8 protein-coding genes are annotated in these 12,145 nt (G+C 69.4%); 1 reads left to right on the forward strand and 7 read right to left on the reverse strand.

Annotated elements, in window-relative coordinates:
- Nucleotides 1-209: 209 nt before the first annotated feature.
- From purL to xerD, 4 genes are all read right to left on the reverse strand, one after another.
- Entirely contained in the window at nucleotides 210-4,064 is a 3,855-nt protein-coding gene (purL, locus tag VI238_RS10380; protein WP_331651024.1) for a phosphoribosylformylglycinamidine synthase, read from the reverse strand.
- Nucleotides 4,065-4,224: 160 nt separating this feature from the next.
- On the reverse strand, nucleotides 4,225-4,977 hold the full coding sequence (locus VI238_RS10385) for a DsbC family protein (protein ID WP_331651026.1): 753 nt from the start codon (nucleotides 4,975-4,977) through the stop codon (nucleotides 4,225-4,227).
- Between the two features lie 10 nt (nucleotides 4,978-4,987).
- A complete protein-coding gene (locus tag VI238_RS10390; protein ID WP_331651027.1) occupies nucleotides 4,988-5,731 on the reverse strand; it encodes a DsbC family protein in 744 nt (247 codons plus the stop codon).
- A gap of 175 nt (nucleotides 5,732-5,906) precedes the next feature.
- Entirely contained in the window at nucleotides 5,907-6,905 is a 999-nt protein-coding gene (xerD, locus tag VI238_RS10395; protein WP_331651028.1) for a site-specific tyrosine recombinase XerD, read from the reverse strand.
- Between the two features lie 76 nt (nucleotides 6,906-6,981).
- Between xerD and VI238_RS10400 the strand changes: the two genes are divergently transcribed.
- On the forward strand, nucleotides 6,982-7,419 hold the full coding sequence (locus tag VI238_RS10400) for an RDD family protein (RefSeq protein ID WP_331651030.1): 438 nt from the start codon (nucleotides 6,982-6,984) through the stop codon (nucleotides 7,417-7,419).
- 10 nt (nucleotides 7,420-7,429) lie between these two features.
- Here the strand turns inward: VI238_RS10400 and VI238_RS10405 are convergent, their stop codons facing one another.
- The 3 genes from VI238_RS10405 to VI238_RS10415 form a co-directional block, all read right to left on the reverse strand.
- The gene (locus VI238_RS10405) at nucleotides 7,430-7,894 is read right to left on the reverse strand and encodes a chemotaxis protein CheW (RefSeq protein WP_331651032.1); all 465 of its coding nucleotides are present in this window, start codon (nucleotides 7,892-7,894) and stop codon (nucleotides 7,430-7,432) included.
- Between the two features lie 81 nt (nucleotides 7,895-7,975).
- On the reverse strand, nucleotides 7,976-9,700 hold the full coding sequence (locus VI238_RS10410; protein WP_331651034.1) for a chemotaxis protein CheB: 1,725 nt from the start codon (nucleotides 9,698-9,700) through the stop codon (nucleotides 7,976-7,978).
- Nucleotides 9,693-12,145 (reverse strand): hybrid sensor histidine kinase/response regulator (locus VI238_RS10415; RefSeq protein ID WP_331651036.1); only part of this gene is annotated, 2,453 nt, incomplete at its 5' end. The genes VI238_RS10415 and VI238_RS10410, both read right to left, overlap by 8 nt.

Here is a 12,145-nt window from a genome sequence, read left to right on the forward strand (position 1 = left end):
GGCGCTGCCCAGAACCAGATCACGAACGCGAGCGGCAACCACAGTGCCGCCTTGAGGCCGAATTCGCGGATCGGTGATAGGGCCGGGATTCGGGTTTCGGGATCGGGAGTTCGGGATGATGTCATGACCGTCTCGTTGCAGCCTCGAAGCGCCTATGCGCCCGTCGTGGGGCCGAGCCGGCCGTGCCCCGGGATCGCGCGATCCGCGGTTCAGCCGACCCAGACGCGCGCGTTGCGGAACATGCGCATCCACGGCGAATCCTCGCCCCACTCGCGCGGACGCCACGACAGCTGCACGCTGCGCACGACGCGCTCCGGATGCGGCATGAGGATCGTCACGCGGCCGTCGGCGGCCGTGAACCCGGTGTGCCCGCCCGCTGACCCGTTCGAATTCAGCGGAAAGCGTTCGGTCGCCTTGCCGTGGTTGTCGACGAAACGCAACGCCGCGTTCGCACGACCGAAGTCGGCGGGATCGTCGTAACGCGCAAGGCCTTCGCCGTGCGCGACCGCGATCGGAATGCGCGAGCCGGCCATCCCGGCGAAGAACAGCGATGGAGAATCGAGCACTTCGAGCGTGACGAGGCGCGCTTCGTACTGCTCGCTCGCGTTGCGCACGAACCGCGGCCAGTGCGTCGCGCCGGGAATGATCGCCTTCAGGTTGGCGAGCATCTGGCAGCCGTTGCAGACCCCGAGCGCGAACTTCGACGGGTCGGCGAAGAATGCGGCGAACGCGTCGCGCAGGCGTGGATGATAAAGGATCGACGCCGCCCAACCGCGGCCGGCGCCGAGGACGTCGCCGAAGCTGAAACCGCCGCAGGCCGCGAATCCGCGGAAATCGGCGAGCGCGCGCCGCCCGCTCGCGAGATCGCTCATGTGCACGTCGACCGCATCGAAACCCGCGCGCGTGAACGCCGCGGCCATCTCGACCTGACCGTTGACGCCCTGCTCGCGCAGGATCGCGACGCGCGGGCGCTCGCCGCGGGCGATGTACGGCGCCGCGATGTCGTCGGCCGGATCGAACGCGAGCTTCGGCGTGATGCCGGGATCGCAGTCGTCCGCGCGCCACTCGAACTCGGCGTCCGCGCTCGCCGGGTTGTCGCGCAACCGCTGCATCGCATGGCTCGTCTCCGACCACGCGCGCATGAGTTCGCGCCATTCGAACTTGGCGAGCGTCTCGCCGTCGAGCTGGAGGCGCACGCGCGGCTTCGCGTGCGGCGCGCCGACGCGGTGCGCGAGCGCGTCCACACCGTGCGCGGCGAGGACCGCACGGAACGCATCGCGATCCGCGCGGCGGATCTGCACGAGCGCGCCGAGTTCCTCGCTGAACAGCGCGGCGAGGACGCTGTCGCCCCAGCCGTCGAGCTGCAGGTCGAGGCCGCAGCGCCCGGCGAACGCCATCTCGAGCAGCGCGACGATCGCCCCGCCGTCGCTTCGGTCATGGTAGGCGAGCAGCAGGCCGTCGTGGTTCGCCTGCTGGACCGCAGCGAAGAACGCCTTGAAACGCCGAGCATCATCGAGGTCCGGCGGCGCGCCGCCGCCGCGGTTGAACGCCTGCAGCAGGCTGCTGCCGCCGAGGCGGTTGAGACCAGCGCCGAGGTCGATCAACCAGAGTTCCGTTTCGCCGGCATCGAGGCGCAACTGCGGCGTGAGCGCCTGGCGCACGTCGCGCGTGCGCGCGAACGCACTGACGATCAGCGATACCGGCGACACGGTGCGCTGTTCGCCGGCGGCGTCCTGCCAGCGCGTCTGCATCGACAGCGAATCCTTGCCGACCGGGATCGACACGCCGAGCGCAGGGCACAATTCTTCCCCGACCGCGCGCACGGCATCGTAAAGCGCCGCGTCCTCGCCGTCGTGGCCGACCGCAGCCATCCAGTTCGCCGACAGGCGCACTTCGTCGAGGCGTACGTCGGCCGCAGCGATGTTGGTCAACGCCTCGCCGACCGCCATGCGCGCGCTCGCGGCCGCATCGAGCAGCGCGAGCGGCGTGCGCTCGCCCATCGCCATCGCTTCGCCGGCGTAACCGTCGAAGTCGGCCAGCGTGACCGCGCAATCGGCGACCGGTACCTGCCACGGTCCGACCATCGGGTCGCGCGAGCAAAGCCCGCCGACGGTGCGATCGCCGATCGTGACGAGGAACGACTTGCTGCCGACGGCCGGCAGGCGCAGCACGCGCGCGACCGCGTCGGCCAGCCCGATGGCTTCGACGTCGGGGACCACGTCGATGCGCGGCACGCGGCGACGCGCATCGCGCTGCATGCGTGGCGGCTTGCCGAACAACACGTCGAGCGGCAGGTCGATCGGCTCGCCGCCGAGCAGGCGGTCGGTGACGCGCAGCCGACGCTCCGCGGTCGCGTGGCCGACGACCGCGAACGGGCAGCGTTCGCGCGCGCATATCGCCTCGAACTCCGCGAGATCGTCCGGGCGCACGCCGAGCACGTAGCGCTCCTGCGATTCATTGCACCAGATCTGCATCGGCGACAGCTGCGGGTCGTCACTCGGGATGTCGCGCAGCTCGATGCGGCCGCCGACGGATGAATCGTTGAGGATTTCCGGGATCGCGTTCGACAGCCCGCCGGCACCGACGTCGTGGATCGACACGATCGGGTTGGCGTCGCCGCGCGCCCAGCAGGCGTCGATGACTTCCTGGCAGCGGCGCTGCATTTCCGGGTTGTCGCGCTGGACGGAGGCGAAGTCGAGCTGCTCCGAACTCGAACCGGCGGCGACCGACGATGCGGCGCCACCACCGAGGCCGATCAGCATCGCCGGCCCGCCGAGCACGATCACCGCATCGCCGCCCTGCAGCGTGCGCTTCTCCACGTGCGGCGCACGCACGTTGGCGAGGCCGCCCGCGATCATGATCGGCTTGTCGTAACCCCGCCGCAGGCCCGGCGCGCCGCCGTCCTGTTCGAACGCGCGGAAGTAGCCGCCGAGGCAAGGTCTGCCGAATTCGTTGTTGAATGCGGCGCCTCCGAGCGGGCCGTCGCGCATGATTTCGAAGGCACTGGCGAAGCGCGGCGGCAGCGGCCTCTCGCGCTCCCACGGCCGCGCAAGGCCCGGGATGCGCAGGTCCGACACGCTGAAGCCGACCAGGCCCGCCTTCGGCTTGCCGCCGCGGCCGGTCGCGCCCTCGTCGCGGATCTCGCCGCCCGAACCGGTCGACGCGCCCGGGTACGGCGAGATCGCGGTGGGATGGTTGTGCGTCTCCACCTTGATCGCGTACGGCACGTCTTCGGCGTGCGCGCGGAAGACCCCGTCGGCGGGGTCGGCGAAGAAGCGACGCGCCGGAGTGCCTTCGATCACGGCCGCGTTGTCGTGGTAGGCCGAAAGCGTGTGCGCCGGCGACTTCTGGTGCGTGTTCTTGATCATCGCGAACAGCGATTTCGCCTGCGCGAGGCCATCGACGCTGAACGACGCGTTGAACACCTTGTGGCGACAGTGCTCGGAGTTCGCCTGCGCGAACATCATGAGTTCCGCATCGGACGGATCGCGACCGAGGCCTGCGAAGCATTCGGCGAGATAGTCGATCTCGTCGTTCGCGAGGGCGAGGCCGAGGCGCGCGTTGGCCGCGTCGAGCGCCGCTCGCGGGTCGGCACCGAGCGGGACGCGCGCAAGCGGCTGGGCGGCGCCCGCGTCGAAAACGCGTGCCGCCACGTCGAGCGAGTCGACGACCGACTGCGTCATCGGGTCATGCAGCGTGCGCGCGAGCCGGCCCCAGCGCTCGTCTCCACGCGTGGGAGCGCCCTCGAGTTCGAAGGCGATGCCGCGCTCGATGCGCCGGACCGGGAAGCCGCATTCGACGAGGATGTCGGTCGCCTTGCTCGACCACGGCGAACGGGTACCCAGGCGCGGCACGACCCAGAGCGAGGCCGCGCGTGCGGGCGACGTAGCCGCCTCGATGACTTCGCACAGGTGCGGCAGGTCGAGTGCGCCCGCATCCGCGGCGATGAAGTAGACATACCTTGCCGCGTCGACGCGGGTGCCGGGCACCTCGCGGGCAAGCTCGGCATTGAGGCGGTCGATGCGGAACGGGGAAAGCGCGGGCAGGCCGTCGAGGGCGATCATGGCGCAGGCGGCGATGGGGAGCCGCTTATTGTATCCGATGGCATTCGCTTCGCCTGCGTCCGATTCCGCCGCATCGGCGTACGTGGCGACGTCGATTGCGCACGGCCGCCGACGACGAGCCCGCCCGGGACCCGCCTCGTCGGCCGCGCTGGAACCGCGCTCAGTTGCCCGCGAGCGACGGCGCCGCGAGGGACTGCAGGCGGGCGAGCATCTCGTCCGGCGGCAGGTAGCCACCGATGTGGGTGCCGTCCGGCGCGTAAATGGCGGGCGTCGCGTTCACGCCGACCTGCGTGCCGAGCGTGTATTGCTCCGCGACCGGGTTGTCACACTTGAGCGGAGCCGGGTTCGCCCCGCTCTTCGCCGCGGTGAACGCACTCTTGCGGTCCTTCGCGCACCACACCGATACGGCCTTGTCGAACGACGGCGTGTTGAGCCCGCTGCGCGGGAAGAACAGGTAGTCGAGCTCGATGCCGCGCTGGTTGTACTCGGCCACCTGCGAGTGCAGCTTGCGGCAGTAGCCGCAGTCGATGTCGGTGAATACCGTGACCTTGTATTTCGGCTTGCCCGACGGCGCGAACACGATCCGCTTGTCGGCCGGCACCGCATCGACCTTGCGCTTGGTGTCGACCGCGAGGCGCGCGGCGGTAAGGTCGCGCTTGCCCTTGGTGTCGTAGAGGGTGCCCTGCATCAGGTACTTGCCGTCGTCGCTGACGTACACCATCTGGCCGCCGACGATGACCTGCCGGAACCCGGGCAGCGGCGCCTGTTCGATCACGTCGATCTTCGTCTGCGGCACGAGTTCGGCGAACGCCTTGCGCGCGGCGGCATCGGCCGGCGATTCGGCCGCGCGTGCGGCGACGGCATGGCATGCAGCGACAGCGAGTGCAGCGGCGGCGATGTGGCGATGGGTCATCGTGCAATCCTCAGTTCTTCGCAGCGCTGGCTTGCGCGAGGCGATCGAGTTCGGCGGCGAGCCGATCGGGCGACATCGCGATCTGGCTCGGAATCATCGAGCCGTCGGCGGCGAGCATCGTCGGCGTGCCGCCGATGCCGAGCGCCTGGGCGAGATCGGTGAGCTCCGCAACCGGATTAGGGCACGTCGCCTTGCCGGGGTCCTGGCCTGCCATCGCGCGCGTGAACGCGCTCGGACGATCCTTCGAGCACCACACCGCCTCGGCCTTCTTGTCGGCGCCCGGATGGATCGAGAGTGGGTAGAACAGGTAGTCGACCGTGATGCCTTTCGCGTTGTATTGGGCGATCTGCTCGTGGAATCGGCGGCAGAACGGGCAATCGACGTCGGTGAACACGGTAACCGTGTGCTTCGACGCCAGCGGCGCCTGCGGTGCGAACACGATGCGCTTGTCCGGCCCGATCCGGTCGAGGGCGGCCTTGCGCACCTTGCCGCGCGAGATTTGCGTGAGATCGCGCTTGGCGGAGACATCGAACGCACTGCCGTTCAGCAGGTAGCGACCGTCCTTGCTCACGTAGACGAATTCTCCGCCCGCGATCGCTTCGTAGAAGCCGGGCACGACCGATTCCTGCGCCGCCTCGATCTTCACGTTCGGAGCGATGCCGGCGAGCGCCGCGCGCACGGTGTCTTCGGCCGGGGTCGCGGCCAGTGCCTGGGCGGCCAGCAGCAGGCCGGATGCAAGTAGCGGAAAACGCATGAATACCTCGCGCGAGAGTACGGGTGGTTGCGGGGACCGGCTTCGACGGACGAAGCTTGCATCGCCCCCGTACCCGCACGTCGACCACGGCAGGGCGGCCAGGGTTCCCGGACCAAAGCGGAATTGTCGCATGCGGCCGTTGCGGCGAACAGTGCAGCGGGTCGCGCCTGCGCGTTCAGCCTCGTGGATGGTGGCGCGCGTGCAGGCGCTTGAGCCCTTCCTTGGCGACCAGCGTGTAGATCTGCGTGGTCGACAGCGAGCGGTGCCCGAGCATGAGCTGCAAGGCACGCAGGTCCGCGCCGTGATTGAGCAGGTGGGTGGCGAACGAATGGCGCAGCACGTGCGGCGAGACGCGTGCCGGCGCGATGCCGGCCGCGAGGGCATGCTTCTTGACCAGGGTCCAGAACATCTGTCGCGTCATCGCGGCGCGCCGGTTGCTGACGAACAGTGCATCGCTGCGCGCACCCTTCAGCAGGGCCGGTCGCGCTTCGCCCACGTAGCGCTGCAGCCAGTGGGCCGCCTCGTCGCCGAGCGGCACGAGGCGCTCCTTGCCGCCCTTGCCGAGCACGCGCAGTACGCCCTGGCGCAGGTTCACCTGTGCGGCGGTGATGCCGACGAGTTCGCTCACGCGCAGCCCGGTCGCATACATGAGTTCGATCATCGCGCGGTCGCGTACGCCGAGCGCCCCTCCTCCCGGTGCATGCAGCAGGTTCTCGATATCCGCCTCGGACAGCGCCTTGGGCAGGCTGCGCGGCAGTTTCGGCGCGTCGACGAGTACGGTCGGATCCGCCGCCAGGCGACCCTCGCGCACGAGCAGGCGATGGAAGTGGCGCAGCGCGGAGAGGAGTCGCGCGTTCGAGCGCGCCGTATAGCCTTTTCCGGAACTACCGCCGGAGCGTGAACGCTCGCCGAGGTAGCGCTGCAGGTGCTCGCGGTCGGCGCCGGCGAGGTCGAGCCCGCGCGCGTCGAGCCAGCGCGAATAGCCTTCGAGGTCGCGGCGGTAGCTCGCGAGCGTGTTGGCCGCGAGGCCGAGCTCGGACCACGCGCGCTCCAGGAAGTGGTCGATGAGCGCAGCATCGGCGGCACCGATATCCGGCGCGCGCGCGCGACCGCGGCGGCGTTCCGGGGCTTGCGGCACGGGCGGCGCGCGGCGCGGATTCGGTGCGGGGATCATGCGCGGCGTTCATTCCTTCATGGCTTGCGCCCGCGAGCCTAAACCGCGACGCTAGCGGCCGTCACTGCCCTCGTCGATGATGCCTCCCGCCACGCCCGCCCCCTTGTGGCTGCGCCTCGCCGCCGCCGTTTACGACCTGTTTCCGCTCATCGGTCTGTGGATGCTCACGGTCGGCCTCGCGATGCTCGCAGTCCACGGCGGCGTCGACGTCGCGCATCCGTCGCCGCTGTACCGCAGCGGCCTGCGCGCAGCCCTGCTCGCGGTGACGGCGGCCTACTTCGTGCTGTCGTGGGTCCGCGGCGGCCAGACGATCGGCATGCGTGCGTGGAGGTTGCGCGTCGTGTCGGCCGATGGTGCGCCGCTGACATGGCGGCGCGCGCTGGCGCGCTTCCTACTCGCCCTGTGTTCGCTGGCTGCGCTCGGGCTGGGTTACATGTGGTGCGCGATCGACGCCCGGCGGCGCGGCTGGCACGACATCGCCTGCCGCAGCACGGTCGTTCGACTCGGTTCCTGAGGCGGGGACGCTACGCGGCGAGCGCGCGCGCGACCATGCCTTCGATCGCGTCCAGATCGGGAATGATCGCGCGGTCGTCGCGCACGAGCACTTCAGCACGCACGCCCGGCGCGTGCGGATGTTCGTCGCTGGTCGGAATCAGCAGTTCCTGCGTGATCGTCGTCAGTCGCGGGAAGCCCTGGGCGAGCAACGCGAGGAACGGCATGCTGGCGCTGCCACCGAGCGCCTTGAGCACGGCTACGCGCGCGTTGGTCCGGCTCTCGTCGGCGAGCTGGCCCGTCAACATCGGGAAAGAAAACAGCGGCAGGCGCCAGCCGCGCCACGGCAGGCGTCCGAGCAGCCATGCCGGCGCGTTCGGAATGGACTCCGGCCGGGTGTAGCTGATCACTTCGGCCACCGTCGCGTTCGGCAGCAACACGCGGCCTTCGGTGATCGGCACCATGACGCCCCGGATTTCACGCGGTAGTTCAGCCATCTCTCGTCCCCTTGCCCGCTCGCCGACCGTGCAGCGAACGCGCGATTGCGCGGCCGCCGCGAAGCCGCGCGGCGCGTGCGGTCATGTCTTCTCGGCCAACAGTTTCTCGGCCAGTTCCTTCGGTGTTCCAAAGAAGCTCACCACGCCCGTCTCGCTGACGCCTTCCACCATCGTGCTGACGACGCAGCTCTCCGGCGACTGTGCGTAGATCGTGCCTCCGCGCCCCGCGAGGTGCACGCATCCGGAAACCGCATCGTCGGACATGCCGGAGAAGATGATCGCGCCCGCCGCCGGGCCGTAACGATTGGCGACGTCCTCGAGCACCCGGTCGATCGAAGGCTTGTACGCCGGCTCGCCCGTCGCCTTCTCGAGCACGACCACGCCCATCGCGTCCACCTGCAGGCGATGCGAGTTGGGCACGATCACGATGTCGCCGTGGGCGACGCGCTCGCCGTGGGTCGGCGTTCGCACGGTGAGCGGCGTCACGCGCGCGAGCTGCTTCGCCATCATGTCGACGAACTCGTCGCCGAGATGCTGGGCGAGGAGGAACAGCGCCGGGTAATCGCGTGGAATCTCGGCGAGGAACTCGCGCACCGATTCCGGCCCGCCGACGGAGGCGCCGAGCACCCAGACACGCTGGATCTTCGCCTTGACCTGGTCCGGATCGAGCCAGTTCTCGTGTTCCGGCCGCTCGATCGCGGACGGCTGCACCGCTTCCTCGATCGGAATGAGCTCGAGCGAAAGGTCCGAAAGCGAGGGGATCGGCGGCTGCGTCGCTTCGTCGCCACCCTCGGGGGTGAGGTACTCGGCCGCGGTGATCTTCTCGATCCCGAAGTTGGCGCGGCCGGTCGGGACGGGCTCAGGCGCGGCGCCGTCGTCGATGTCCTCGAGCGACCACATCATCGCGGCGGCGGCTATCGGCTTGGCTTGGTCGGCTGCCGCCGACGGCGCCGCTCGCGCTTCGGCTTCGCCAAGGTCGAAGTCGAGCCCGAAATCCGCCGGCGGCGGTTCGTCGATCGCCGGCGCCGGTGCTTCGCTCGGCCGGATGCCGCTTGCGGCAGGGATGTCTTCGGGCGGCATCTCGACCACGAATTCGTCGAGAAGCGATTCCTCGAGCGGCTCGGGCGCGCTGACGTCGAAGTCGGCGAGCAGGTCGTCGATGCCGGAAAGCTCGATGTTCTCTTCCACAGGCGCGTCGAAGTCGATCGACGGCAGCGCCTTCTCTGCGATCGCCGGCGTCGGCACGTCGTCCGCACGCAGCAGATCGATGAACTCGGCGGGATCGAACGACGGGGGCGCGGGTTCGGGCACCCGCTCGGTTGCGACCGGCTCGACCGGGGCAATCGCCTCGATGGCCGGAGCCTCCGGAACCGACGTCGCCGGGGGCCCCGCATGCGTCGCAGCGGGTGCTTCGTCGCGCGCGCGCAACGGCACCGGCTCCGCGCCCGCGGGACGCGGCGGATCGAGATCACCTTCGCCGAGCACCTTGGCGGCGAGATGGCGCATCCAGCGCGCCTGGTCCCAGCCCGACAGCTCGCTCGACACGCCGCTGTCGTTGAACACGACCGTGTAGCGCGCGTCGTCGAGCAACGCATAGACGTCGTCGAGGTCGGCGCTGTCCTCGTCCTCGAGGTTCACGATCACGACGGTCGCCTGGGACCGCGCGAGCGCCTCTCGATCGAGCGCCGCGGCGGCCGCCTCGTAGACGATCGGGGCGCCGAGTGCGGTGAGCGTCTCGCGCAGGTGGTCGGTCCGTGCGCTCGACTCGTACAGCAGCGCGACGGCTACGGCGGATGAACTAGACACGTTCGCGCCTCAATACTTCCTGGACCTGGCGCAGCAGGTCGTCTTCCTGGTAGGGCTTGCCGAGATAGCGCTCGACGCCGATTTCGAGTGCGCGCTGGCGGTGCTTCTCGCCCGTGCGCGAGGTGATCATGATGATCGGCACCTTGCGCAGGCGCGAGTCGTTGCGCATGTAGGTCGCGAGTTCGTAACCGTCCATGCGCGGCATCTCGATGTCGAGCAGCATGATGTCCGGCACCGTTTCCTGCAGCTTCTCGAGCGCGTCGAGGCCGTCCTTCGCGGTGAGGACCTCGTAATCCGCGCGTTCGAGCACGCGCGTGGTGACCTTGCGCATCGTGATCGAATCGTCGACGACCATGACCAGCGGCTTCGTGCGCACGTCGACCGCCAGCTCGGGCTCCGGCGTCATGAACGCCGGCGCCTCGATCGCGCCGGCGTCGATGCGCGCACGCAGGGCGGCGAGCCGGCGAACGAGCGGTGCGAGGTCGAGGATCATCACGACGGAGCCGTCGCCCATGATCGTGGCGCCGAAGATTCCGGGCACCGAACTCACCTGCGGGCCGACCGACTTGACGACGATTTCGCGCGAACCGACCACGCCGTCGATGCGCACGGCGGCGCGCTGGTCGCCGGTACGGGTCATCAGCAGCGGGATCTGCATCTCCTCGCTCGCGATGCGCGGCCGCGGCAGGCCGAGCAGTTGCGAGAGCTCGTAGATGTTGAACTCCTCGCCGGCGTAGTTGTGCTTCGGGTTGCCTTCGGCGATGCGACGCTCGAGGTCGTCGTGCGCGATGCGCGCGACGCCCTGCACCGACGACATCGGGATCGCGTAGCTGCTCTCGCCGAGCTTGACGAGGATCGCCTGCGTCACCGCGAGGGTGAACGGCAGGCGGATCGTGAACTGCGTGCCCTGGCCGACCTTCGAGTCGATCGTGAGCGAGCCGCCGAGCTGCTTGATCTCGTTGTTGACGACGTCCATGCCGACGCCGCGACCGGCGAGCTGGGTCACCTGCTCGGCGGTCGAAAAGCCGGTTTCGAGGATGAAGCCGTACAAATCGCGGTCGGAAAGCTGCACGTCGGGCTTGAGCAAGCCGCGCTCGATCGCCTTCCGCCGGATCGCGTCGCGATCCATGCCGCGACCGTCGTCGGTGATGCGCAGCACGACTTCGGTCGCCTCGCGGCTGACCGCGATGTTGACCGTGCCTTCCGCGGGCTTTCCGGCCGCGGTGCGCTCGTCCGGCTTCTCGATGCCGTGCGCGAGGGCGTTGCGCAGCATGTGCTCGAACGGAGCCTTCATGCGTTCGAGCAGGTTGCGATCCATTTCGCCGTGCGCGCCGTCGACCTTGAGCTGGGCGCGCTTGCCCACTTCCTGCGCGGCCTGGCGCAGCGTGCGCCGCAAGTTCGGCACGAGTGAATCGAACGGCACCATGCGCGTGCGCATGAGGCCTTCCTGCAGCTCCGAACTCACGCGCGACTGTTGCAGCAGCAGCGTCTCGGACTGGCGCGTCTGCTCGTCGAGGATGCCCTGGATCGATACCAGGTCGGACACCGACTCGCCGAGAGCGCGCGACAACTGCTGCAGCTGCGAGAAGCGGTCGAGCTCGAGCGGGTCGAACGTGCTCGAAGAGTCGTGCTGTTCGCGCTGGTAGCGCGCGATGATCTGGGCTTCGGTTTCGATTTCGAGCTTGCGCAGCTGTTCGCGCAGTCGGCTGACGGTCTGCTCGAATTCGACCAGGTTGAAGCGGAAGTTGGAGATCTGCTGCTCGAGGCGCGATCGGTAGATCGACACTTCGCCGGCGAAATTCACCAGCGAGTCGAGCAGCTCCGAACGCACGCGGATCATTTCCTGCGGCGCGCGCTCGACGTCCTCCTGGTCCATCGCGGTCAGGTGGCGCGGGACCGGCTTCGGCGCCTGAGCCGCGGTCGCCTCGGCCGACGCCGGCGCGGCCGCTTCGGCCGCATGCACGGCGTGGACGACGGCCGGCGTGTCTGCGCCACCGAGGCCCTCGCCGGCGACGAGCGCCTCGAAGCGCGCGATCGCATTGATGGGCATCGCGATCGACTTGCGCTGTGCGACGCGCTGCACGAGCACGTGCAGGCGGTCGAAACCGCGTTCGAGCGACTCCACCGCGGTGCGATCGACGACGAGGCGGCCGTCGCTCACCGCGTCGACGAGCGACTCCATCGCATGGCTGAGATCGCCGATCGGGGCGAGACCCGCCATGCGGGCGCCGCCCTTGAGGGTATGCAGGTCGCGCTGGAGCGCGACGATGGGGGCGCGGTCGTGAGGCGATTCACGCAGGCTTGCGACGACCGAGTCGGCATGATCGAGGATGTCTTCGCTCTCGGTAACGAAGATGTCGAGCAGGTCGTCGTCCGCATCGGCGGCTTCGAGCGTGCCTTCCGGCTGCGGATCGTCGGCCAGCGGCGGTGCCTCGCGTCCGCCGA

This window comes from Dokdonella sp., assembly GCF_036518555.1.
In the GTDB taxonomy this organism is placed as follows: domain Bacteria; phylum Pseudomonadota; class Gammaproteobacteria; order Xanthomonadales; family Rhodanobacteraceae; genus Dokdonella_A.

Excerpts from the sequence above, each read along its gene's own strand:
- purL (WP_331651024.1), bottom strand. The coding sequence starts at position 4,064 with ATGATCGCCCTCGACGGCCTGCCCGCGCTTTCCCCGTTCCGCATCGAC.
- VI238_RS10385 (WP_331651026.1), bottom strand. The coding sequence starts at position 4,977 with ATGACCCATCGCCACATCGCCGCCGCTGCACTCGCTGTCGCTGCATGC.
- VI238_RS10390 (WP_331651027.1), bottom strand. The coding sequence starts at position 5,731 with ATGCGTTTTCCGCTACTTGCATCCGGCCTGCTGCTGGCCGCCCAGGCA.
- xerD (WP_331651028.1), bottom strand. The coding sequence starts at position 6,905 with ATGATCCCCGCACCGAATCCGCGCCGCGCGCCGCCCGTGCCGCAAGCC.
- VI238_RS10400 (WP_331651030.1), top strand. The coding sequence starts at position 6,982 with ATGATGCCTCCCGCCACGCCCGCCCCCTTGTGGCTGCGCCTCGCCGCC.
- VI238_RS10405 (WP_331651032.1), bottom strand. The coding sequence starts at position 7,894 with ATGGCTGAACTACCGCGTGAAATCCGGGGCGTCATGGTGCCGATCACC.